23 protein-coding genes are annotated in these 21,685 nt (G+C 71.5%); 6 read left to right on the top strand and 17 right to left on the bottom strand.

What is annotated here, in order from left to right:
* Nucleotides 1-29: 29 nt before the first annotated feature.
* Nucleotides 30-443: an arsenate reductase ArsC gene (locus tag ACFYX3_RS25495; RefSeq protein ID WP_389017581.1), complete on the top strand. Its 414-nt coding sequence runs from the start codon at nt 30-32 to the stop codon at nt 441-443.
* 23 nt (nt 444-466) lie between these two features.
* Nucleotides 467-1,273, top strand: coding sequence for an NAD(P)/FAD-dependent oxidoreductase (locus ACFYX3_RS25490; RefSeq protein ID WP_389018086.1), 807 nt, complete (start codon nt 467-469; stop codon nt 1,271-1,273).
* Between the two features lie 161 nt (nt 1,274-1,434).
* Here ACFYX3_RS25490 and ACFYX3_RS25485 read toward each other — a convergent pair whose 3' ends face one another.
* From ACFYX3_RS25485 to ACFYX3_RS25475, 3 genes are all read right to left on the bottom strand, one after another.
* On the bottom strand, nt 1,435-1,887 hold the full coding sequence (locus ACFYX3_RS25485) for a hypothetical protein (protein WP_389017578.1): 453 nt from the start codon (nt 1,885-1,887) through the stop codon (nt 1,435-1,437).
* Between the two features lie 404 nt (nt 1,888-2,291).
* Nucleotides 2,292-3,620 carry a class I SAM-dependent RNA methyltransferase gene (locus ACFYX3_RS25480; RefSeq protein ID WP_389017575.1) on the bottom strand — a complete coding sequence of 443 codons (1,329 nt, stop codon included), beginning with the start codon at nt 3,618-3,620 and terminating at the stop codon, nt 2,292-2,294.
* A gap of 85 nt (nt 3,621-3,705) precedes the next feature.
* Nucleotides 3,706-5,757 carry an APC family permease gene (locus tag ACFYX3_RS25475; protein WP_389017572.1) on the bottom strand — a complete coding sequence of 684 codons (2,052 nt, stop codon included), beginning with the start codon at nt 5,755-5,757 and terminating at the stop codon, nt 3,706-3,708.
* Nucleotides 5,758-5,991: 234 nt separating this feature from the next.
* On the opposite strand from ACFYX3_RS25475, the gene ACFYX3_RS25470 reads away from it, so the two are divergent.
* Nucleotides 5,992-6,660 (top strand): TrkA family potassium uptake protein, encoded by a 669-nt coding sequence (locus ACFYX3_RS25470; RefSeq protein ID WP_041131658.1) that lies wholly within the window; start codon nt 5,992-5,994, stop codon nt 6,658-6,660.
* A complete protein-coding gene (locus ACFYX3_RS25465; protein ID WP_376584974.1) occupies nt 6,660-7,343 on the top strand; it encodes a potassium channel family protein in 684 nt (227 codons plus the stop codon). Before ACFYX3_RS25470 ends, ACFYX3_RS25465 begins: the two co-directional genes overlap by 1 nt.
* 105 nt (nt 7,344-7,448) lie before the next feature.
* Here ACFYX3_RS25465 and ACFYX3_RS25460 read toward each other — a convergent pair whose 3' ends face one another.
* The 8 genes from ACFYX3_RS25460 to ACFYX3_RS25425 form a co-directional block, all read right to left on the bottom strand.
* Entirely contained in the window at nt 7,449-8,198 is a 750-nt protein-coding gene (locus ACFYX3_RS25460; protein ID WP_376584975.1) for a DUF3159 domain-containing protein, read from the bottom strand.
* A 3-nt stretch (nt 8,199-8,201) separates the two neighbouring features.
* On the bottom strand, nt 8,202-8,600 hold the full coding sequence (locus tag ACFYX3_RS25455) for an OB-fold nucleic acid binding domain-containing protein (RefSeq protein ID WP_015036728.1): 399 nt from the start codon (nt 8,598-8,600) through the stop codon (nt 8,202-8,204).
* Nucleotides 8,601-8,669: 69 nt separating this feature from the next.
* A complete protein-coding gene (locus tag ACFYX3_RS25450; RefSeq protein ID WP_116158403.1) occupies nt 8,670-9,356 on the bottom strand; it encodes a response regulator in 687 nt (228 codons plus the stop codon).
* 84 nt (nt 9,357-9,440) lie between these two features.
* Nucleotides 9,441-11,987: an ATP-binding protein gene (locus ACFYX3_RS25445; RefSeq protein WP_376584978.1), complete on the bottom strand. Its 2,547-nt coding sequence runs from the start codon at nt 11,985-11,987 to the stop codon at nt 9,441-9,443.
* Nucleotides 11,988-12,105: 118 nt separating this feature from the next.
* Nucleotides 12,106-12,834, bottom strand: coding sequence for an ABC transporter ATP-binding protein (locus tag ACFYX3_RS25440; protein WP_093878590.1), 729 nt, complete (start codon nt 12,832-12,834; stop codon nt 12,106-12,108).
* A 194-nt stretch (nt 12,835-13,028) separates the two neighbouring features.
* Nucleotides 13,029-13,787 carry a DUF3710 domain-containing protein gene (locus ACFYX3_RS25435; protein WP_389017564.1) on the bottom strand — a complete coding sequence of 253 codons (759 nt, stop codon included), beginning with the start codon at nt 13,785-13,787 and terminating at the stop codon, nt 13,029-13,031.
* Nucleotide 13,788: 1 nt separating this feature from the next.
* Complete coding sequence (gene dut, locus ACFYX3_RS25430) at nt 13,789-14,301, bottom strand: dUTP diphosphatase (protein ID WP_116158406.1); 513 nt, start codon at nt 14,299-14,301, stop codon at nt 13,789-13,791.
* Entirely contained in the window at nt 14,301-14,885 is a 585-nt protein-coding gene (locus ACFYX3_RS25425) for a PaaI family thioesterase (RefSeq protein ID WP_352024145.1), read from the bottom strand. The genes dut and ACFYX3_RS25425 overlap by 1 nt, the downstream gene beginning before the upstream one ends.
* A gap of 58 nt (nt 14,886-14,943) precedes the next feature.
* On the opposite strand from ACFYX3_RS25425, the gene ACFYX3_RS25420 reads away from it, so the two are divergent.
* Nucleotides 14,944-15,435 carry a DUF3093 domain-containing protein gene (locus ACFYX3_RS25420; RefSeq protein ID WP_389017559.1) on the top strand — a complete coding sequence of 164 codons (492 nt, stop codon included), beginning with the start codon at nt 14,944-14,946 and terminating at the stop codon, nt 15,433-15,435.
* Nucleotides 15,436-15,459: 24 nt separating this feature from the next.
* Here the strand turns inward: ACFYX3_RS25420 and ACFYX3_RS25415 are convergent, their stop codons facing one another.
* The 4 genes from ACFYX3_RS25415 to ACFYX3_RS25400 form a co-directional block, all read right to left on the bottom strand.
* On the bottom strand, nt 15,460-16,509 hold the full coding sequence (locus ACFYX3_RS25415) for a hypothetical protein (RefSeq protein ID WP_389017556.1): 1,050 nt from the start codon (nt 16,507-16,509) through the stop codon (nt 15,460-15,462).
* 12 nt (nt 16,510-16,521) lie between these two features.
* Nucleotides 16,522-16,818, bottom strand: coding sequence for a DUF4193 domain-containing protein (locus ACFYX3_RS25410; RefSeq protein ID WP_003955561.1), 297 nt, complete (start codon nt 16,816-16,818; stop codon nt 16,522-16,524).
* Between the two features lie 395 nt (nt 16,819-17,213).
* On the bottom strand, nt 17,214-18,452 hold the full coding sequence (locus tag ACFYX3_RS25405; RefSeq protein WP_359513317.1) for a HAMP domain-containing sensor histidine kinase: 1,239 nt from the start codon (nt 18,450-18,452) through the stop codon (nt 17,214-17,216).
* 4 nt (nt 18,453-18,456) lie between these two features.
* The gene (locus ACFYX3_RS25400) at nt 18,457-19,110 is read right to left on the bottom strand and encodes a response regulator transcription factor (protein ID WP_030687123.1); all 654 of its coding nucleotides are present in this window, start codon (nt 19,108-19,110) and stop codon (nt 18,457-18,459) included.
* 362 nt (nt 19,111-19,472) lie between these two features.
* Here ACFYX3_RS25400 and ACFYX3_RS25395 point away from each other — a divergent pair, with 362 nt between their 5' ends.
* Nucleotides 19,473-19,646, top strand: coding sequence for a hypothetical protein (locus ACFYX3_RS25395; protein ID WP_181924475.1), 174 nt, complete (start codon nt 19,473-19,475; stop codon nt 19,644-19,646).
* Between the two features lie 96 nt (nt 19,647-19,742).
* Here ACFYX3_RS25395 and ACFYX3_RS25390 read toward each other — a convergent pair whose 3' ends face one another.
* A complete protein-coding gene (locus ACFYX3_RS25390; RefSeq protein WP_389017550.1) occupies nt 19,743-20,543 on the bottom strand; it encodes an inositol monophosphatase family protein in 801 nt (266 codons plus the stop codon).
* Nucleotides 20,544-20,552: 9 nt separating this feature from the next.
* Nucleotides 20,553-21,680 carry a ferrochelatase gene (locus ACFYX3_RS25385; RefSeq protein ID WP_389017547.1) on the bottom strand — a complete coding sequence of 376 codons (1,128 nt, stop codon included), beginning with the start codon at nt 21,678-21,680 and terminating at the stop codon, nt 20,553-20,555.
* Between the last annotated feature and the right edge of the window lie 5 nt (nt 21,681-21,685).

Raw genomic sequence — 21,685 nt, 5'->3', positions numbered from 1 at the left:
CACACCATCCCTGCCCCGAGGAAGAACCGATGACCGCTCCGCTCGCCTCCGTGCTCTTCGTCTGCGTCCACAACGCCGGCCGCTCCCAGATGGCCGCCGGATTCCTGCGCCACCTCGCGGGCGACCGTGTCGAGGTCCGCTCCGCGGGCTCTCTTCCGGGCGACCAGATCAACCCCTCCGCCGTGGCCGCGATGGCCGAGCTGGGCATCGACATCTCCGACCAGAAGCCCAAGGTGCTGACCGCGGAGGCCGCCCAGGCGTCGGACTACATCATCACCATGGGCTGCGGCGACGCCTGCCCGTACTTCCCCGGCAAGACCTACCTCGACTGGCAGCTTGAGGACCCGGCCGGCCAGGGCGTCGAGGCCGTCCGCCCCATCCGCGACGAGATCAAGACCCTCATCGAGGGCCTCATCTCCGACATCGACGACAAGAAGGCGTGACCGACATCGACCGGACCGACGACATGCGCGACGTCGTCATCATCGGCTCCGGCCCCGCCGGCTACACCGCCGCCCTCTGCACCGCCCGCGCCCAGCTCAAGCCCCTGCTCTTCGGCAGCTCGATCTTCGTCGGCGGCTCCCTCACCACGACCACCGAGGTCGAGAACTTCCCCGGCTTCCCCACCGGCATCGACGGCCCCGACCTCATGGACAACATGCGGGCCCAGGCCGAACGCTTCGGCGCCGAGATGGTCGACGACGACATCGTCGAAGTCGACCTCACCGGGGACGTCAAGCTCCTCACCGACTCCACCGGCGCCATCCACCGCGCGAAGTCCGTGATCATCGCGACCGGCTCCGGCTACCGCAAGCTCGGCCTCCCGAAGGAGGACGAGCTCTCCGGCCGGGGCGTCTCCTGGTGCGCGACCTGCGACGGGTTCTTCTTCCGCGACCGCGACATCGTCGTGGTCTGCGGCGGCGACACCGCCATGGAGGAAGCCACTTTCCTCACCCGCTTCGCCCGCTCGGTCACCGTCGTCCACCGCCGCTCCACCCTGCGCGCCTCCAAGGCCCTGCAGAACCGGGCGTTCGCCGACGACAAGATCTCCTTCGCCTTCGACAGCGAGATCGCCGAGATCAAGTCCGAGGACGGCATGCTCGCCGGCGTCGTCCTGCGCGACACGTTCACCGGCAAGACCCGCGACCTCGACGACGAGGGCTACATCAAGGCGGACTCCCCCTCCACCCGCACGAACCTCCCCGGCGTCCTCGACGCCGAGCGCTACCTCGCCGCCCTCTCCGACAAGACCCCGGCCGCGGTCACGGCCTGACCGACACCGTTCCGGCCCGCCTCTGCCGAAACGGCGGGCCGGCACTGCTTCTGGCCCGGCCGCCACGGACATCCCGAGACGGTTTTCGGGAGCGGCTGGCGGTCGACGAGGACGGTGCAGGTCGGAAGGGCGTTCCCGGCCGCCCGTTTCAAGCTCCCCCGTCAGTGGTCGAATGCAACGAGGTGCCGACGCAGCAGGTCACCGATGTCTTCGCGGCTCCCTTGGGCCGGCAGCGGCGAGGGTGTTTCCTCGCCGTTCGCCATGGCGAGGCTGCTGGCGAAGCGCACGAGGTCGGGCGCCGGAGCGAAGGAGTCGCGCAGCCAGACCACAAAGGCGCCGGCTTCGTCCGCTGTCACATCGGTGAGGGTGATGTAGGCGTAGTCGGGCTCGGTGATCGCCGCGGTACCGTCCACCCACACGTCGGGCGCCAGCTCGATCTCGAAGTCCAGCACGGTCATCTCGCGGACGCCGGACCTCCGGTGCCCGATGGTGGGGTCGGGAAATGCCTCGCGCAGCGCCCGCTCCAGTGAGTCCAGCGTGGCGTGCCAGGCTCCGCCGTCCCCCTCCGGGGGATAGAAGGCGAAGTTGGTGCGGATGTTTCGTTGCGTGGCCATGCTCTTCCTTGTACTCAGGGGACGTACCGCGAAGAGCCGGGCGTGCCCGTCATCGCCATCATGACCTGCTTGTAGCGGACGAATTCCTTCTCGTCACCCCTCGTCCGCCTCAGCAGCGAGCCGACCGTGGAACGGGGCATCGAGACGGACTGGCGCCTCCCCGCCGACGGCGACATGGCGGGGGTGGCCGACGAACTCCGCCACCACCTCTCGGTCGTGGAAGGGGCCTGACTCACTCCACCGGAGGGTAGGGCCGTGCACGGTGTTCGCCGGCCCTGACCGACCCCCGATCCTGACACCCCATCAGAAAGAGCGTCAAATGGGCGTCCCAAGCGTCATCTCAGCGTCGAGACATCGCCCGTAACGCCCACACCACGCATAAAGCACACCCACAAAACCCCAGATCAGGCGTCCTTCTTCACCGGCTCCAGGATCGCCACGCACTCCACATGGTGCGTCATCGGGAACAGGTCGAACGCCCGCAGCGTCCGCACCCGGTAGCCCCGCTCCGCGAAGTAGGCGAGGTCTCGGGCCAGGGCGGCCGGGTCGCAGGCTACGTAGGCGATGCGGCGGGCGCCGAGGCCGGCGAGGTGGTGGACGGTCTGCTTGCCGGCGCCGGCGCGCGGGGGGTCCAGGACGATGAGGTCGACCTCGGTGATGCCGGTGCGCGGGAGGACGGACTCGACCTTGCCCTGTTCGATGCGGACGCGCGGGAAGCCGGCCAGGTTGTGGCGGGCGTCCTCGACCGCGCGCTTGCCGGACTCGATGCCGAGGACCGCGCCCTGGTCGCCGACGCGGTCGGCGAGGGCGCCCGCGAAGAGGCCGACGCCGCAGTAGAGGTCGAGGGCCGTCTCGCCCTTGCGGGGGGTGAGGCCCTGCATGACGGCGAGCATCAGGGTCTGCGCGGCCTTGGGGTGGACCTGCCAGAAGCCGCCGCTGCCGACGCGGTAGGTGCGGTCGTCGGCGCGCTCGCGGACGAAGGCGCGGCCGTGGACGCGGTGGACTCCGCCGTCCTTCTCGTCGACGCGCATGACCGAGACCGGCTTGTCCAGTTCCACCAGGGGGAGGCGGGCGCCGGGACGGGGGGTGAGGATGACCTGGCGGTCGTTCGAGCCCGAGGCGGCGATGGCCTCGACGGAGGCCATGCCCTGCCAGTCGCGCTTCTCGATGCCCAGCTCCGAGACGCCCTCGGCGGCGATCATGCAGTGGTCGATGATCTCGACCTCGTGGGAGCGGTGCTTGCGCAGGCCCGCGTGGCCCTCGGCGTCGACGGCGTACTGGACGCGGGTGCGCCACTGCGGGACCTCGCCCGCGGGGAGCTTGTCGCCCTCGGCCGGCATGACGGTGCCGTCCCAGCCGGCCTCCTCCGGGGTGAGCCCGGCCAGGCGCAGGAGCTGTTCGGCGATGACCTCGCCCTTGAGGCGGCGCTGGGCGCCCGGCTTGGCGTGCTGCCAGTCGCAGCCGCCGCACTTGCCGGGGCCCGCGAAGGGGCAGGGGGCTTCGACGCGGTCCTTGGACGCGTCGAGGATCTCGATCGCGTCGGCGCGCAGGAAGCGGGAGGCCTCCTCGCCTTCGGTGACCCGGACCCGGACGCGCTCGCCGGGCAGGGCGTGACGGACGAAGAGGACCCGGCCGGCTTCCGTACGGGCGATGCAGTGGCCGCCGTGGGCGACCGGGCCGACCTCTACCTCGTACTCCGCCCCGACCAGCGACGTAACAGGGGTGTTCTGCATGATCGGGGACTCCAGAAGAAAGAAGAAGGTGGGCTGCCTGCGGACCTCGGTCCGGACGGCAGCCCACCAGTCTAGTTGTTCTTTTTCAGTTGTTCTTCGCCGCCGGTTCCTTCTGGCGCTTCTCCACCGGGCCGCGGCGGACGGAGCCCGGCGCGTTCCACTCCTGGCGCTTCCTGGCCCGCTTCTTCGCGGCCTCGGAGGACTGGAGCTGGTACGGGACGGACGTGACCATCACGCCGGGGGTGAAGAGCAGGCGGCCCTTGAGGCGCAGGGCGCTCTGGTTGTGCAGCAGGTGCTCGTACCAGTGGCCGACGACGTACTCGGGGATGTAGACGGAGACGGCGTCGCGCGGGCTCTCGCGGCGGATGTTCTTCACGTACTCGATGACCGGCCGGGTGATCTCGCGGTAGGGCGAGTCGAGGATCTTGAGCGGCACGTTGATGCCGCGCCGCTCCCACTCCTCCTTGAGCGCCTTGGTCTCGGCGGCGTCGACGTTCACCGTCAGCGCCTCCAGCTCGTTGGCGTGCAGCAGCTTGGCGTAGGCCAGGGCGCGCAGGGTCGGCTTGTGGAGCTTGGAGACGAGGACGAGGGAGCGGACGCGGGAGGGGCGCACGTACTCGTCGGGACGTTCCTCGGCGGCCGCGATCTCCTCGGCCACCGAGTCGTAGTGCCGGCGGATCGCGGTCATCGTCCCGTAGAAGATCACCATGCCGAGCAGGGCGACCCAGGCACCGTGCGTGAACTTGGTGGCGAGGACGACGACGAGGACGAGGCCGGTGAAGAAGGCGCCGAAGGCGTTGATCGCGCGGGAGCGGATCATGTGGCGGCGCTTGGCCGTGTCGCGCTCCTCCGCCAGGTGCCGGTTCCAGTGCCGGACCATGCCGATCTGGCTGAGCGTGAAGGAGACGAAGACGCCGACGATGTAGAGCTGGATCAGCCGGGTGGAGTCGGCTCCGTAGATCACCACGAGGAGGGCCGCGGCGCCGGCGAGGAGCACGATGCCGTTGGAGAAGGCGAGGCGGTCGCCGCGGGTGTGCAGCTGGCGCGGCAGGTACCGGTCCTGGGCGAGGATCGAGCCGAGGAGCGGGAAGCCGTTGTACGCGGTGTTGGCGGCCAGGAACAGGACGAGCGCGGTGGCGGCGGCGAGGACGATGAAGAGGAACGTCCCGTCGCCGAAGACGGCGGCCGCGACCTGCGAGATGACCGGGTCCTGGACGTAGCCCGCGCCGAGCGGGACGCCGTTGCGGAGGAGGTCCTCACCGGGGTTCTCGGCCATGCGGACGTCGGTGGCCATGGCCAGGAAGATGATGCCGCAGAACATGGTGACGGCCAGGCCGCCCATGAGGGCGAGCGTCGTGGCGGCGTTCTTCGACTTCGGCTTGCGGAACGCGGGGACGCCGTTGGAGATGGCCTCGACGCCGGTGAGGGCGGCACAGCCGGAGGAGAACGCCCGCAGCAGCAGGAAGACCAGCGCGAAGCCGGCGAGGCCTTCGTGCTCGGCCTTGATCTCGAAGCCGGCGGTGGGGGCCCTCATGGTGTCGCCGAGGACGAGCCCCCGGTACGCGCCCCAGGCGATCATGATGAAGACGCCGGCGACGAAGACGTACGTCGGGATGGCGAAGAGGCTGCCCGACTCCTTCACCCCGCGCAGGTTCATCAGCGTGAGCAGCACGATGACGGCGACGGCCGAGGCGACCTTGTGCTCGACGATGAAGGGGACGGCGGAGCCGAGGTTCTCGATGCCCGAGGAGATCGACACGGCGACGGTCAGGACGTAGTCGACGAGCAGGGCGCTCGCGACGGTGAGTCCGGCCTTCGGCCCGAGGTTGGTGGTGGCGACCTCGTAGTCGCCGCCGCCGCTCGGGTACGCGTGCACGTTCTGCCGGTACGACGCGACCACCGTGAACATCAGGACGACGACCGCGAGCGCGATCCACGGGCTGAAGTGGTAGGCCGACAGGCCGGCGACGGAGAGGACGAGCAGCACCTCGCCGGGTGCGTACGCCACCGAGGACAGCGGGTCGGAGGCGAAGACGGGGAGGGCGATCCGCTTCGGGAGAAGGGTTTCTCCCAGCTTGTCGCTGCGCAGGGCCCGCCCGATCAGGATCCGTTTGGGCACGTCGGTCAGTTTGGACACGGAGAGGATCGTAAGCGTTCGAAAAGAGCCACGCGCACCGGCACCCCCGATCCGCACCGAATCTCCCTGACTACCACCTCCGGTGCGCTCCTCGCCAGCGTTGCCGCTTAAGCTCGGACCGGGCGATCCGTCAGGGTGTCGCCCGCCGCGACCCGGGCAGATCGGGCGAGGAGAGTCGTGAGCAGGGTGTATTCGCAGGTCAGCAAGACGATCAGGAGTGCGGGGTAAGGGGACGTGCACATCGTCATCATGGGCTGCGGGCGAGTGGGAGCCGCTCTCGCGCAGACCCTCGAACAGCAGGGGCACACCGTCGCGGTCGTGGACCAGGATCCGACGGCTTTCCGCCGTCTCGGCTCGGGCTTCGGCGGCCGGCGGGTCACGGGCGTGGGTTTCGACCAGGACACGCTGCGTGAGGCCGGGATCGAGGAGGCCGGTGCCTTCGCCGCGGTGAGCAGCGGCGACAACTCCAACATCATCGCGGCGCGGGTCGCGCGCGAGATGTTCGGCATCGAGAACGTGGCGGCGCGGATCTACGACCCGCGTCGCGCCGAGGTCTACCAGCGCCTCGGGATCCCTACGGTCGCGACGGTCCGCTGGACCGCCGACCAGATGCTCCGCCGGCTGCTGCCCTCGGGCGCGGAGCCGCTGTGGCGCGACCCGAGCGGTGGTGTGCAGCTCGCCGAGGTGCACACCTCGCCGGCGTGGATCGGCCACAAGGTGAGCCGGCTCCAGGAGGAGACCGGCGTCCGCGTCGCCTTCCTCACCCGACTGGGCGAAGCGATTCTGCCGACGTCGCAGACGGTGCTCCAGGAAGGTGACCTGGTGCACGTGATGATGCGTACGGACGAGATCGCGAAGGTCGAGGCGGCCTTCGCCGAGGGTCCCGAGGAGGGCGGTCACTGATGCGTGTCGCTATTGCGGGCGCGGGTGCGGTGGGCCGGTCCATCGCGGGCGAGCTCCTGGAGAACGGCCACGAGGTCCTGCTGGTCGACAAGGCGCCGACCGCCATCTCGGTGGAGCGGGTGCCGCAGGCGGAGTGGCTGCTCGCCGACGCCTGCGAGATCACCTCGCTGGACGAGGCGGCGCTGCAGCGCTGCAACGTGGTCATCGCGGCGACCGGTGACGACAAGGTGAACCTGGTCGTCTCGCTGCTCGCCAAGACCGAGTACGGCGTGCCGCGTGTGGTCGCCCGGGTGAACAACCCGAAGAACGAGTGGCTGTTCAACGAGGCCTGGGGCGTGGACGTGGCCGTCTCGACGCCGCGCCTGATGTCGGCCCTGGTCGAGGAGGCGGTGAGCGTCGGCGACCTGGTCAGGCTGCTGCGCTTCAGCCACGGCGACGCGAACCTGGTCGAGCTGACGCTTCCGCCGGAGTCGGCGGTCGCCGGCACGGCCGTCGGGGACGTGGCCTGGCCGCAGGACACCTCGCTGGTGACGATCATCCGCGGTTCGCGGGTGCTGACGCCGAGCGCCGAGGAGACCCTGGAGGCCGGCGACGAGCTGCTGTTCGTGGCCGCGCAGGCCCGCGAGGAGCAGCTGGAGGACCTCCTGCAGGTCCGCCGCGAGGGCAGCGGCTCGGAGGCCTGACGCTCCGGAGTGCGTACGAGTACGTGGAAGGGCCCGGACCTGTTCGTCAGGTCCGGGCCCTTCCACGTACCGTCTCGGGCTTCGGGGGCTTCCCCGTACGCCGGCTCAGGCCTCCGGGTGGCGCTGCGCGGCCGCGGCCGCCTTGCGCTCCTTCTCGGCGCGCTCCTCGGCCTCCATCTCGGCGAAGACGTCGATCGGCGCCGGGGCCTTCGCGAGGAACACCCAGGTGAGGTAGACCGCGAGCAGGAACGGCGGGATCTTCAGGGCGACGAGGACCCAGCCGAACTTGGTGGTGTCGGCCCACCAGTACATCGGGAAGAGGATCGCGCACTTGCCGAGCAGGATCAGGCCCCAGGCCCAGCTGGCCTTGGTGTATGCCTTCTTGCGGCCCGGGTTGCGGGTGCGCCAGGAGAGGTTCTCCTTGAAGACCGGGCCGAGGATCAGACCGATCAGGGGCACTCCGGCGAGCGCGGTGATGATGTACGCGAGGGCGAGGCCGAGCGTGTAGAGCATGCCCGGCAGGTAGAAGTCCTTGGCGTTGCCCGTCATCATCGCGAAGACCACGCCGAAGGCGACGCCGAAGACGCCGCTGAAGGCGTGCTTGACGGTGTCCCGCCGGATCAGCCGGACGGCCACCAGGACCAGCGAGACCGCGAGCGCGGCGATCGCCGAGACGTGCAGGTCCTTGTTGATCGTGAAGATCGTGACGAACAGCAGGCCGGGCAGGACCGTCTCGATCATGCCCCGCAGACCGCCGAAGGCCTCGAAGAGCGCGGCCTCGGTCACGGCCTTGTCCGCCTGGGCGTCCTGGTCCGGGATCGACCGGTCCGCGGTCGGCTTGTCGAGGGACGTCACCGGCTACTCCTGTCCGAGCGGTCGGAGCTCGTATTTGGGGTTGAAGAGGACCCGCCGGCCGTGGCTCATGGAGATCCGGCCGGAGGCGATCAGCTTGCGGCCCGGTTCGATGCCCACGATGGAGCGCCGGCCGAGCCACACGACGTCGAGCGGTGCCGTGCCGTCGAAGAGTTCGGCCTCCAGCGCGGGCACACCGGCCCGGGGACGCAGCGTGACCGTGCGCAAGGTACCAGTCACCTTGACTATCTGTCGGTCGGAGCAGTCGGAGATACGCGTGCACCCCGAGGCCTCGGCGTCCTCCTGGAGCTCCTCCGACTCCAGGTCCTCCGGCGAGGAGGAGAGCCGGTCGAGCATCCGGCGGAACCGTCCGGCCGGCTTCTCTGTACGTGGTGCAGCACTCATACAGAAAGCGTACCGGCCGCCGCCGACACCGGAGGCGGCCCCGGACCACCCGTCCGTACGGCCCCCGTTTCAGCGTTCGAAGCGGTACCCCATGCCCGGTTCGGTGACGAAGTGGCGCGGGTGGGAGGGGTCGGTCTCCAGCTTGCGGCGGAGCTGCGCCATGTAGACCCGGAGGTAGTTGGTCTCCGTGCCGTACGAGGGTCCCCAGACCTCCTGGAGCAGCTGCTTCTGGCTGACCAGGCGGCCGCTGTTGCGGACGAGGACCTCCAGGAGGTGCCACTCGGTGGGGGTGAGCCGGACGTCGCGCCCGTCGCGGTGCACCTTCTTCGCGGCCAGGTCGACGGTGAAGTCCTCGGTCTCGACCACGACGACCCCGTCCTCGGCGCCGCCGACGGGCTCGGCGCGGCGCACGGCGGCGCGCAGCCGGGCGAGCAGCTCGTCCATGCCGAAGGGCTTGGTGACGTAGTCGTCGGCGCCCGCGTCGAGCGCCTCGACCTTCTCGTCGGAGGTCTGCCGGGCGGACAGGACGAGGATCGGCACCCTCGTCCAGCCGCGCAGGCCCTTGATGACCTCGACGCCGTCCATGTCGGGCAGTCCGAGGTCGAGGACGACGACGTCGGGATGGCGCTCGGCGGCGAGCCGGAGGGCGGTGGCGCCGTCGGGCGCGGCGTCGACCTCGTACTTCCGCGCCTTGAGGTTGATCACCAGGGCGCGGACGATCTGCGGCTCGTCGTCGACCACGAGGACCCGGGTCATGGAGGGGGCCTGCCTTCTTCGTCGTATCGGTGGGTACGGAGGTGGGTACGGCTGTGCTCACGGGCGCGGGTACGGGCCCGGCGGTCAGGTCACGGCGTGGACCGGGAGGTCGGCGGGCGGGGCCTGGGGGCCGCCCGGCGCGGCGCGCAGGGTGAGGACCATCGTGAGGCCGCCACCGGGGGTGTCCTCGGCACCGAGGGTTCCGCCCATGGCCTCCACGAAGCCGCGGGCGACCGCGAGGCCCAGGCCGACGCCGGCGCCGCGCGGGGCGTCGCCGAAGCGCTGGAAGGGCTCGAAGATGCCCTCCTTGGCCTCGTCGGGGACGCCGGGGCCGCGGTCGGTGACCCGCAGCTCGACCCGCTCGCCCAGGGCGCTGGCGGCGACGGCGACGGGCACGCCCCCGGGGCTGTACTTCACGGCGTTCTCCACGATGTTGGCGACGGCCCGCTCCAGGAGGCCCTTGTCGACCTCGACCATGGGCAGGGTCTCGGGGATGTCGAGCTCGGCGCTGCCGTCCGGCACTCCCCCGAGGGCCATGGGGACGACCTCGTCGAGGTCGACCGCGCGGATCAGGGGGGTGACGGTGCCGGTCTGGAGGCGGGACATGTCCAGGAGGTTGCCCACGAGGTGGTCCAGGCGGTCGGCGCCGGCCTCGATGCCCTCCAGGAGCTCGGCCCGGTCCTGCTCGGACCAGTCGACGTCGTCGGAGCGGAGCGAGGAGACGGAGGCCTTGATGCTCGCGAGCGGGGTCCGCAGGTCGTGGCTGACGGCGGCGAGCAGGGACGTGCGGATCTTGTTGCCCTCGGCCAGCTTCCTGGCCTCCTCCGCCTCGTCGACGAGCCGCTGGCGGTCGAGGACGACCGCGGCCTGGGCGGCGAAGGCTCCGAGCACTCGCCGGTCCTCGGCGGGCAGCACGCGGCCGCTCAGGGCGAGGGCCAGGTGGTCGCCCACGGGCATGTCCACGTCGGCGTCCTCCGGCCGGGCCGCCGGGTGGGGGCCGACGCTGGCCGCCCTGGTCCACGGCTCGACCTCGTCCGCGCGCTCCAGAAGGGCCACGGACTCCATCGAGAAGGTCTCGCGGACCCGTTCCAGGAGGGCGTCCAGGCTCGTCTCGCCGCGCAGCACGCTGCCGGCGAGGTAGGAGAGCACCTCGGACTCGGCGCGCAGCCGGGCGGCCTGGTGGGTGCGCCGGGCGGCGAGGTCGACCACGGAGGCCACCGCCATCGCGACGCCGAAGAAGACGGCGATGGCGACGATGTTCAGGGGGTCGGCGACGGTCAGCCGGTGGAGGGGCGGGGTGAAGAACCAGTTGAGGAGGAAGGAGCCGACGGCCGCCGAGGCGAGCGCCGGGAGGAAGCCGCCGAGGAGGGCCGCGCCGACCGTCAGGGCGAGGAAGAGCAGCATGTCGTTGGCGAGGCCGAGATCGGCGTCGACATGCGTGAGCAGCAGGGCCAGGCAGACCGGGCCGGCGACGCCGACGAGCCAGCCGCCGAGGATCCGGGAGCGGCCGAGGCGGGCTCCGCGCGCGACCGGCAGGCCCCGGCCCTTGGCGACCTCGCCGTGGGTGACGATGTGGACGTCGAGGTCGGGTCCCGAGTCGCGGGCCACGGTCTGGCCGACGCCGGGGCCGAGCACGTACTGCCAGGTCCTGCGGCGGCTGGAGCCGAGGACGATCTGGGTGGCGTTGACCCCGCGAGCGAATTCCAGGAGCGCGGAGGGGATGTCGTCGCCGATGACGTGGTGGAACGTTCCGCCGAGATCCTCGACGAGGGTCCGCTGGACCGCCAGCTCCTTCGGGGAGGCGGCGGTGAGCCCGTCGCTGCGGGCGATGTAGACGGCGAGGACCTCGCCGCCGGCGCCCTTCTCGGCGAGCCGGGTGGCGCGCCGTATGAGGGTGCGGCCCTCGGGGCCGCCGGTCAGGCCGACGACGATCCGCTCCCGGGCCTGCCAGGTCGAGCGGATGCCGTGCTCACCCCGGTACTGCCGGAGGTACTCGTCGACCCGGTCGGCGGTCCAGAGCAGCGCCAGCTCGCGCAGGGCCGTGAGGTTGCCGGGGCGGAAGTAGTTGGAGAGGGCCGCGTCGACCTTGTCCGAGGTGTAGACGTTGCCGTGGGCCATCCGCCGCCGCAGCGCCTCCGGGGACATGTCGACCAGCTCGATCTGGTCCGCCCGGCGCACCACCTCGTCGGGGACGGTCTCCTGCTGCCGTACGCCGGTGATCGCCTCGACGACGTCTCCGAGGGACTCCAGGTGCTGGATGTTGAGGGTGGACACGACGTCGATGCCGGCCGCGAGGAGTTCGGCGACGTCCTGCCACCGCTTGGGGTTCCGGGAACCCGGCACGTTCGTGTGGGCGAGCTCGTCGACGAGGGCGACCGCGGGACGGCGGGCGAGGACGGCGTCGACGTCCATCTCGGGGAAGGTGGTCCCCCGGTACTCCAGGATGCGGCGCGGGACCTTTTCCAGGCCTCGCAGCATCACCTCCGTGCGCGGCCGTCCGTGGGTCTCCGCGAAGGCCACCACGCAGTCCGTGCCGCGCTCCACCCGGCGGTGGGCCTCGGAGAGCATGGCGTAGGTCTTGCCGACGCCCGGCGCCGCGCCGAGGTAGATCCGAAGCTTGCCGCGTCCCATGGCTCGACCATATCTCCAGCCAATCGGACATTCCGCGCACGGGGAGGGGCCGGGGCTGGTATTGACGTGATCCTGATGTGCCCCGCGACCTGCTCCGCCGCCGACGCGCCCCCGCGCGTCAGTGCTCGATGATCTCGCCGTCGCTCAGCTCCAGGACCCGGTCCGCGAGGCCGAGCAGCTGGGGGTCGTGGGTGGCGACCAGGGCCGTGCAGCCCTCGCTGCGGACCACCGCGCGCAGCAGCTGCATGACGGCGAGGCCGGTCTCCGCGTCCAGCTGGCCCGTCGGCTCGTCGGCTATGAGCAGCGCCGGCTTGTTGGCGAGGGCACGGGCGATGGCGACGCGCTGCTGCTGACCGCCGGAGAGCTCGCCCGGCCGCTGGTTCGCGTGGTCGGCGAGGCCCACGAGCCCGAGCATCAGGGCGACCCGCTCCTCGCGCTCCTTGGGGTCCGTCTTGCGCAGCCGCAGGGGCACGCCCACGTTCTCGGCGGCGGAGAGGATCGGGAGCAGGCCGAAGGACTGGAAGATGAAGCCGATCCGGTCGCGGCGCAGCTCCAGGAGCCCGCTCTCGCCGAGCGTGGAGAGGTCGGTGCCGTCGATGACGATCCGGCCGCCGTCGGCGGTGTCGAGGCCGCCCACGAGATTGAGCAGGGTCGTCTTGCCGGAGCCCGAGCGACCCTTGAGCGCGACGAGCTCGCCGCGCGGGATCTCGAAGGAGACGCCGCGCAGGGCGTGGACGGCGGCCTCGCCCGTGCCGTACGAGCGGCGCAGGCCCTCCACACGGACCATCGGCGGTCCGGCCGGGTCCTCGACGACGGCCGTGGCGGACCTGGTGCTGCTCTCACTCATCCCGTACTCCCCCTCCTCGATCATCTGCGCCGCCAGTATGGTCCGCGGCCGTGCCCGAGGACCAGAGCCGGGGCCAGGACCTGTGGAAAACGGCCCGCGGTCTTCTTTCCGGACCGCGGGCCTGTGGAAAACGGCCGGTGGGCCGCTTCCCGTACGAGAGGTACGGGAAGCGGCCCACCGGTGTTGCGTGCAGATCAGCGGATCTCGGAGATCTCCGGACCGCGCTGGAGCTGGCCCATGCCGCCGGAGAAGCGGGAGTTCTCCTGCTCCTCCTGCTGCACGCCGTCCGGCACCATCTGCGCGTCGTTCGGCAGCTTGAGGACGATCGGGTCGCGCGGGGCCATCGGGCCGTCGCCGCGGACGACCACGGTGTCCCGGACGATCTGCTCCAGGAGGCCGGCGGCCTCGGGCTGGACCGCGCCCTGCCCGGAGATCACTCCGCGCAGGAACCAGCGGGGTCCGTCGACGCCCACGAAGCGGACCAGCTGCACGCCGCGGTTGCCGTCCGGCAGCTGCACCGGGACCTGCGCCCGCAGCTCCCAGCCGAGCGGACCCTCGACCTCGTCGATGGCGCCGCCCTGCTGGACGATGCCCGTGGCGATCTCGTCGCGGACCTCGCCCCAGATGCCCTCGTTCTTGGGCGCGGCGAAGGCCTGCAGCTGTACGGCGCTGTCGCGCAGGACGATGGTGGCCGCGACGATCGCGTCGCCCGCCACCTCCACCCGCAGTTCCATGCCCTCGACTCCGGGCACGAAGATCCCGCCGAGGTCCACGCGGCCCTCGTCGGGCTTGGCGACCTCGGAGATGTCCCAGGGCCCGTCGGGCCGGGGCGCCGGCGGAAGGTTCACGCGGCGCGGCTCGGCCGCGTCCTCGTCCTCCACCGCGTCGACGACCTGCTCGGCCTCGCTCGCCGCGTCCTCGGCGGCACCGCTCTTCTTGCGACGTCCGAACACGTCACTGTCCTTCCCGGTCGGATACGACCGAAGCGTATCGATTCCCACCCGTTGTGCCGTCCACGGCGGCATGACCGCCGGTGGACCCGAAGCCCCCCTCGGCCCGCGCCGACCCGGGAAGCTCCGCCACCTCGTGGAAGCGGACCTTCTCGACCTGCTGGACGACAAGTTGGGCAATCCGATCGAATCGTTCGAACCGCACGTCCTCGCGCGGGTCGAGATTGACCACGATCACCTTGATCTCTCCACGGTACCCGGCATCCACCGTCCCCGGGGCATTCACGAGCGCCACTCCGCATCGGGCGGCGAGGCCGGAGCGCGGGTGCACGAAGGCCGCGTACCCGTCCGGCAGGGCGATGGAGACCCCGGTGGGAAGCACGGCGCGCTCGCCGGGGGCGAGGACGACCGCCTCGGTGGTCACGAGGTCGGCCCCGGCGTCGCCGGGATGCCCGTAGGCCGGGATCGGCACCTCCGGGTCCACTCGCCGGATCAGTACGTCGACGGGGTTGCGCATCAGGGGTTCACCTCGAAGGCGCGGGCGCGCCGGACCTGGTCGGGGTCGGACATGGCGGCCTGGATCTCCTCCTGGCGGCCGTTGTCGATGAAGTGGTCGACCTTGACCTCGATGAAGAGGGCGTCGGCGCGGACGGCGACGGGGCCCTCGGGCCCGCCGATCCGTCCGACCGCGGTCGAGTAGATCTTGCGGCCGTGCACGGCGGTGACGGCGGCCTCCAGGTGGAGCACGGTGCCGACCGGGACGGGCCGGGCGAAGTCGGTCTCCAGCCGTCCGGTCACGGCGATGACCCGCAGCAGCCAGTTCAGGGAGCCGAGGGTCTCGTCGAGCGCGGTGGCGAGCACGCCGCCGTGCGCGAGGCCGGGGGCGCCCTGGTGGTCGGGGGTCACCGTGAACTCGGCGGTGACGGTCACGCCCTCGCCCGCGCGCGCTTCCAGGTGGAGGCCGTGGGGCTGCCCGCCGCCGCACCCGAAGCAGTACTCGTAGTGCGCACCGAGCAGCTCGCCGGGGGCCGGCGCGTCGGGGTGGCGTACCGGCGGTATGGCGTCGGCCGGCGGGGTGAGGGCGGCAGATGTTGCAGTCACAGCCGCAGACCTTACCCGCGCGGATGGGCGCAGGTCGCGCCGTGCCAAGCTTGGACGCATGCAGCCTTCCGCACCGTCCCCGGCCTCCTCCCCCGCTCCCTCCGCCGCGCCGCGCTTCGACGAGCGGCTGACGGCGCCCCGCTCGTGGTGGGTGATCGTCGGTCTGCTCGGTCTGTCCGGCGGCCTGATCATGTTCCCGCTGGGCACGGTGCCGATGCTGGGCGGCCTGATCGTGGCGGCGGTGGTCGCGGGTGTGACGGTCTCCTCGTACGGCTCCGCCCGGATCCGGGTGGTTTCCGGTTCGCTGGTGGCGGGCGACGCGCGGATCCCGGTGGAGGCGCTCGGGGCGGCCGAGGCGCTCGACGCGGAGGAGGCGCGCGCCTGGCGCACGTACAAGGCGGACCCGCGCGCGTTCATGCTGATGCGCAGCTACGTACCGAAGGCGGTACGGGTCGAGGTGACGGACCCGGCGGACCCGACGCCGTACGTGTACCTGTCCAGCCGTGAGCCGGATGCGCTGGTCGCGGCCCTGGAGGCGGAGCGCGCCTGACCGGCGCCCGCCCCGGAACCGCGGCTAGAAGCCCAGTTCCTTCGGGTTCCCGGGCTGCTCCAGCGGGGGCAGCGCCGGGAGGGCGTCCCAGGGGATCTGGCGGCCGCGCAGGTCCTTGCGGATGTGTGCGGCGAGTTTCCTGGTGTCGCGGCGGTTCATGACGGCGCCGACGGCGGCGCCCACCATGAAGGGCATGAGGTTCGGCAGGTTCCGCATCATGCGTTTCATGATCTGCTGGCGCAGTTCGCGCTTGAGCTGACCGCCGAGTGCGGCGTTGACCGTGGTGGGCTTGGTGGGGTCGATGCCCCGCTCCTCGGTCCACGAGGTCAGATAGGCCATCGAGCGCTGGGTGAGCCGGCCGGGGGGCCGCAGCCCGTAGACCTCGTGCAGCTCGGCGATGAGTTTGATCTCCACGGCGGCGACGCCGGTGATCTCGGCCGCCAGCTCGGCGGGCATGGCCGGGGCCACGGGGAGCATGGCGGCGGCGCCGACGCCCGCACCCACGGTCGAACTCGCGTTCGCCGCGCCGGTGACGAGTTTGTCGGCGATCTCCTCGGGGCCGAGCCCGGGGAACTGTCTGCGCAGGGTCGCCAGGTCGCGGACGGGGATCCGCGGGGCGAGGTCGATCAGCCGGTCGGCCAGGTAGCCGAGGCCGGCCTTGGCGCCGTCTCCGCTGCGCCTCACGCCCTGCCGGACGCCCTGCGTGACGCCGCGCCGGACGGCGTCGATCCGGTCGGAGTCGATCCTGATCCGGTCGAGCTGGGCCCGCGCGGGGTTGGCCAGCCGCCTGACGGCGCCGAAGCGTCCGCCCTGCCGCGATGCGGCCGGGGCTTCGGTCGCTTCCTGCCGGACCGGCAGGCGCGCCGGATCCGTCTCGGCGATCTCGATGACCGCTTCGAGCGAGGCCGGGAGGCCTCGCTCGTCGTCACGTGCGCCGAGGGAGGGCAGCGAGGCGGTGAGCTCGGCTTCAGGTGCCTCCAGGGCGCCCTCTGCCGGGCCCGAGCCGCCCTTGTGCGTCTCCGAGCTCCCGGGGAGCCGCAGACGCCGCTTCCGGGACGGTGTGTCACCTGCCACGGCCGAGCGGTCTCAGTCGCAGTCGCGGCAGATCGGCTGGCCGTTCTTCTCCCGGGCCAGCTGGCTGCGGTGGTGCACGAGGAAGCAGCTCATGCAGGTGAACTCGTCGGCCTGCTTGGGCAGGACCCGGACGGCCAGCTCCTCGTTCGAGAGGTCGGCGCCGGGAAGCTCCAGGCCTTCGGCGGCCTCGAACTCGTCGACGTCGACGGTCGAGGTCGACTTGTCGTTCCGGCGGGCCTTCAGTTCCTCAAGGCTGTCCGAGTCGACGTCGTCGTCGGTCTTGCGTGGGGTGTCGTAATCCGTTGCCATGTCGCTCTCCCCCTCTGGGTGGTTGCGGTGTCTCCAGCGCACGTAACGCGTGAGAGGTCGGACTTGTGCCCGACCTGAGGCGGAGATTTTGCCTCACATCAAGGTCTGTTACTCAATCGACACCCGTCGGGCACTCTCGCGAGTGATCGGCTTCGGGTGGCGAACCGGACCGTACACGGTCCTCCGGGCGACCCTCACGGGTGCCACCCCGTGTACTTCCCGTCATTCCGGGCCCCGGAAACCCGGACTTTTCCTGGTTTTCCGAGGGATTTCTCGGTCACGGAGAGTGGAGGTCCGGACACCCTCTCCTGTGATCGATCACACATGAGCGTCTCAGAATCAGGGCCTCGGAATTCCGCGCAAAGCGAACGGAACCGGTCGGCTCGTGCAGTGTGTCAGATCGGCAGAGTGACGCGCATCACGAGTCCGCCGCCCTCGCGCGGCTCCGCGATGATACGGCCGCCGTGGGCGCGGGCCACGGACCGCGCGATCGACAGGCCGAGACCGACCCCCTTGTCGCTGCCGGTCCGCTCCTGCCGGAGCCTTCTGAACGGCTCGAAGAGGTTGTCGATCTCGTACGCGGGGACCACCGGTCCCGTGTTCGAGACGACCAGGACCGCCTGGCCGTCCTTGACCTCGGTGGTGACCTCCACCCAGCCGCCCTCCGGCACGTTGTACCGAACGGCGTTCTGGAGCAGGTTCAGGACGATCCGTTCGAGCAGGACGCCGTTGCCCTGGACGACGGCGGGCTCGCGCTCGCCGCGGATCTCCACCCCCTTGGCGTCGGCCTCGGCGTGCACCTGGTCGACGCCCCGCTCGGCGACCTCGGCCAGGTCGACGGGTTTGCGCTCGATGATCTGGTTGTCGCTCCGGGCGAGCAGCAGCAGGCCCTCGACGAGCTGCTCGCTGCGCTCGTTGGTGGCGAGCAGGGTCTTGCCGAGCTGATGGAGCTCCACCGGCGCCCCGGGGTCCGAGAGGTGGACCTCCAGGAGGGTGCGGTTGATCGCGAGCGGGGTCCTCAGCTCGTGCGAGGCGTTCGCGACGAACCGCTGCTGGGCCGTGAAGGCCCTCTCCAGGCGGTCCAGCATCTCGTCGAAGGTGTCGGCGAGCTCCTTGAGCTCGTCGTCCGGGCCGTCCAGCTCGATCCGCCGGGACAGGTCCGAACTGGCCACCTGGCGGGCGGTCCGGGTGATCCGGCCGAGCGGGGAGAGCACCCGCCCCGCCATGGCGTAGCCGAAGGCGAAGGCGATGATGCTCAGGCCGAGCAGGGCGAAGAGGGACCGGCGCAGGAGGTCTTCCAGGGCGATGTCGCTCTGGTGCCGGAGGCACAGCGTGACCGCGTCGTTGAGCTGGTCGCCGGTGGGCGACTCGGGCAGCCGGCACCAGGAGGTGGTGGGCTGGACCGTGCCGTTGACGACCTTGAAGGGCAGCTGGCTGGTGCTGTCGCTGAGGGCCTGGGCGGTGAACAGGTAGATGATCGACAGCAGCAGGATGCCGGCGATCAGGAACATCCCGCCGTACAGCAGCGTGAGCCGTATCCGGATGGTCGGGCGCAGCAGCGGCCGGACGGGGTCGCGGGGGTCCCAGGTGGGTTTCGGGGGCGCCTGGGGGTGGGGCGCGGGGGTCGTGGCCATCGGGTCAGATCCGGTACCCGGAGCCGGGGACGGTGACGATGACCGGCGGCTCGCCGAGCTTGCGCCGCAGGGTCATGACGGTGACGCGCACGACGTTGGTGAACGGGTCGGTGTTCTCGTCCCAGGCCTTCTCCAGGAGCTGCTCGGCCGAGACGACGGCGCCCTCGCTGCGCATGAGGACCTCCAGGACGGCGAACTCCTTCGGCGCGAGCTGGACCTCGCGGCCCTCGCGGAAGACCTCGCGGCGGTTGGGGTCGAGCTTGATGCCGGCGCGCTCCAGGACGGGCGGGAGCGGGACGGTGGTGCGGCGGCCGAGGGCGCGCACGCGCGCGGTGAGCTCGGTGAAGGCGAAGGGCTTGGGGAGGTAGTCGTCCGCCCCGAGCTCGAGGCCCTCGACGCGGTCGCTGACGTCGCCGGAGGCGGTGAGCATCAGGACGCGGGTGGGCATGCCGAGCTCGACGATCTTGCGGCAGACGTCGTCGCCGTGGACGAGCGGGAGGTCGCGGTCGAGGACGACGACGTCGTAGTCGTTGACCCCGACGCGCTCCAGGGCCGCGGCGCCGTCGTACACGACGTCGACGGCCATGGCCTCCCGGCGCAGTCCGGTGGCCACCGCATCGGCGAGCAGCTGCTCGTCCTCGACGACGAGTACGCGCACGTCGTTACATCCTTCCCGTTGAGCCGCTGTCCGGGGTGGGACCGGCTGAAAACTGAGCACTGACTGTGCGTGTCCATCCTGCCCCGGACGCGCGTAAACCGGCTGTAAGACGGCGGTGCGGGGCCTCCGACGGGAGGGGGCGCGGGTGGGGCGCGCGCGCCGGAACGAAGAATTCACCGGATTCTCGGGCCAGTTGAGGTTTCTCTGAGGAACGGGCTGGGGAGGACGACTGCACACCCCGTGATCACGCCCTGTATGTGGCGCGCCACCTACCGCTCTCTGTCCCCCAGAGTTCACAGTGCGTGATCCACCCACCCTCGGCACACCCCCGTGCCACCGGACCCACGAGGAGGGGGCGCACGATGGACGCTTTCACCGCAGGACTGCTGCACCGCATCAGGACCACGCAGACGGACCTCACGCGGGCCCGTGAGACGGGCGACGACTACCTGGCGGAGGTGGAGCAGGCGGAGCTTGACGACCTGCACCGGCTGGCCGCCGAGCACGGCGTGGAGGTGGCCGCGCCGGGCGTCTGACCCGTCTCACCCGGACCCTGTCCGACCTCGAGCACGTACGCGTGGGCCCCGGTGCCGTCCCGGCACCGGGGCCCACGTGCCTCCGTCCGGCAGGCGCTAGTCGTGCCAGGCCCCCAGCTCCTCCAGGAGCTCCTGGAGGGGCGCGAAGAGGCCCGGGGAGGCCGCGAGCGTCAGCTCGCCGGACTCCGGCTCTCCGGGGCGGCCGCCCGTGAGGCCGCCCGCCTCGCGGGCGATGAGCGCGCCCGCCGCGAGGTCCCAGGGGTTGAGGCCGCGCTCGTAGTACGCGTCGAGGCGGCCGGCCGCGACGTCGCAGAGGTCGATGGCGGCCGAGCCGCCGCGGCGGATGTCGCGGACGCGCGGGATGACCCGCTGGGCCACGTCGGCCTGGTGGGCGCGGCGGGCCTGGACGTACCCGAAGCCGGTGCCCAGGAGGGCCTGGTCGAGCGCGGGCGAGGGGCGGACGGCGAGGCGCCGCTCACCCTCGTACGCTCCCCCGCCGAGGACGGCCCGGTACGTCTCGCCGCGCATCGGGGCCTCGACGACGCCGACGACGGTCTCGCCGTCCCGCTCGGCGGCGATCGAGACCGCCCAGGTGGGCAGGCCGTACAGGTAGTTCACCGTGCCGTCGAGCGGGTCGATCACCCAGCGGACCCCGCTCGTCCCGGGGCTCGACGCGCCCTCCTCGCCGAGGAAGCCGTCGTGCGGGCGGTGCTCGGAGAGGAAGCCGGTGATCAGCTTCTCGGCGGCGATGTCCATCTCGGTGACGACGTCGATGGGGCTCGACTTGGTCTTCGCCACGGCCAGGTCGTCCGGCCGGCCGTCGCGCAGCAGCGCTCCGGCCCGCCGGGCGGCCTCCAGGGCGAGGTCGTGCAGTTCGGTGAGCAGAGGGTCGGTCACGCTGACTCCTTACGCGTACGGGCTGTCGGCACCGGCCGCGGCGGGCCGCTCGGCCCTGGCCGGGCAGCAGCCGATCGGGCAGAGGTCGTGCGAGGGACCGAGGGCGCCGAGGGCGCACCGCTCGGCCTTGGTCCCCCGCTCGTGCGCGGCACGCTCCAGGACGAGCTCGCGGACGGCCGCGGCGAAGCGCGGGTCGGCACCGACGGTCGCCGAGCGCCGGACGGGCAGGCCGAGCTCGGCGGCCTTGGCGGTGGCCTCCGTGTCGAGGTCGTAGAGGACCTCCATGTGGTCGGAGACGAAGCCGATGGGGACCATGACGGCGGCGGGCACGCCGGCGCCGTGGAGCTCCTCCAGGTGGTCGCAGATGTCGGGCTCGAGCCACGGGATGTGGGGGGCGCCGCTGCGGGACTGGTAGACGAGTTTCCAGGGGTGGTCGATCCCGGTCTCCTCGCGGACCGCGTCGGCGATGACCCGTGCCACGTCGAGGTGCTGGCGCACGTAGGCGCCGCCCTCGCCGTGCTCGGTGACCGGTCCCGAGCTGTCGGCGGCGGAGTCGGGGATGGAGTGGGTGGTGAAGGCTAGGTGGGCGCCGTCCCGCACCGCCGGGTCGAGCTCGGCGAGCGAGGCGAGGACGCCCTCGACCATGGGCTCGACGAAGCCGGGGTGGTTGAAGTAGTGCCGGAGCTTGTCGACCCGGGGCAGCGGGAGCCCTTCCGCCTCCAGGGTGGCGAGCGCGTCGGCGAGGTTCTCGCGGTACTGGCGGCAGCCGGAGTAGGAGGCGTAGGCGCTGGTGGTGAGGACGGCGATGTGGCGCCGCCCGTCGGTGACCATCTCGCGGAGGGTGTCGGTGAGGTACGGCGCCCAGTTCCGGTTTCCCCAGTAGACCGGCAGACCGAGCCCGGCCTGCTCGAAGTCCGTACGCAGCGCGTCGAGCAGCGCGCGGTTCTGGCCGTTGATCGGGGAGACGCCGCCGAAGAGGAAGTAGTGCCGGCCCACCTCCTTGAGCCGTTCCTTCGGGATGCCGCGGCCGCGTGTCACGTTCTCCAGGAACGGGACCACGTCGTCCGGGCCCTCGGGGCCGCCGAAGGAGAGCAGCAGCAGGGCGTCGTACGGGGCGGGATCGTGCTTCTCGGACATGGCAC

The sequence above is a fragment of the Streptomyces sp. NPDC002463 genome (assembly GCF_042889835.1).
Taxonomy (GTDB): Bacteria; Actinomycetota; Actinomycetes; order Streptomycetales; family Streptomycetaceae; genus Streptomyces; species Streptomyces nymphaeiformis.
The sequence above is the reverse complement of the archived record's forward strand: the minus strand, read 5'-3'. Positions and strand labels throughout refer to the sequence as shown.

Bases quoted from the DNA above. Each gene is read 5' to 3' on its own strand.
- ACFYX3_RS25495 (WP_389017581.1), top strand. From the start codon at position 30: ATGACCGCTCCGCTCGCCTCCGTGCTCTTCGTCTGCGTCCACAACGCC.
- ACFYX3_RS25490 (WP_389018086.1), top strand. From the start codon at position 467: ATGCGCGACGTCGTCATCATCGGCTCCGGCCCCGCCGGCTACACCGCC.
- ACFYX3_RS25485 (WP_389017578.1), bottom strand. From the start codon at position 1,887: ATGGCCACGCAACGAAACATCCGCACCAACTTCGCCTTCTATCCCCCG.
- ACFYX3_RS25480 (WP_389017575.1), bottom strand. From the start codon at position 3,620: ATGCAGAACACCCCTGTTACGTCGCTGGTCGGGGCGGAGTACGAGGTA.
- ACFYX3_RS25465 (WP_376584974.1), top strand. From the start codon at position 6,660: ATGCGTGTCGCTATTGCGGGCGCGGGTGCGGTGGGCCGGTCCATCGCG.
- ACFYX3_RS25455 (WP_015036728.1), bottom strand. From the start codon at position 8,600: ATGAGTGCTGCACCACGTACAGAGAAGCCGGCCGGACGGTTCCGCCGG.
- ACFYX3_RS25450 (WP_116158403.1), bottom strand. From the start codon at position 9,356: ATGACCCGGGTCCTCGTGGTCGACGACGAGCCGCAGATCGTCCGCGCC.
- ACFYX3_RS25445 (WP_376584978.1), bottom strand. From the start codon at position 11,987: ATGGGACGCGGCAAGCTTCGGATCTACCTCGGCGCGGCGCCGGGCGTC.
- ACFYX3_RS25440 (WP_093878590.1), bottom strand. From the start codon at position 12,834: ATGAGTGAGAGCAGCACCAGGTCCGCCACGGCCGTCGTCGAGGACCCG.
- dut (WP_116158406.1), bottom strand. From the start codon at position 14,301: ATGCGCAACCCCGTCGACGTACTGATCCGGCGAGTGGACCCGGAGGTG.
- ACFYX3_RS25420 (WP_389017559.1), top strand. From the start codon at position 14,944: ATGCAGCCTTCCGCACCGTCCCCGGCCTCCTCCCCCGCTCCCTCCGCC.
- ACFYX3_RS25410 (WP_003955561.1), bottom strand. From the start codon at position 16,818: ATGGCAACGGATTACGACACCCCACGCAAGACCGACGACGACGTCGAC.
- ACFYX3_RS25405 (WP_359513317.1), bottom strand. From the start codon at position 18,452: ATGGCCACGACCCCCGCGCCCCACCCCCAGGCGCCCCCGAAACCCACC.
- ACFYX3_RS25395 (WP_181924475.1), top strand. From the start codon at position 19,473: ATGGACGCTTTCACCGCAGGACTGCTGCACCGCATCAGGACCACGCAG.
- ACFYX3_RS25385 (WP_389017547.1), bottom strand. From the start codon at position 21,680: ATGTCCGAGAAGCACGATCCCGCCCCGTACGACGCCCTGCTGCTGCTC.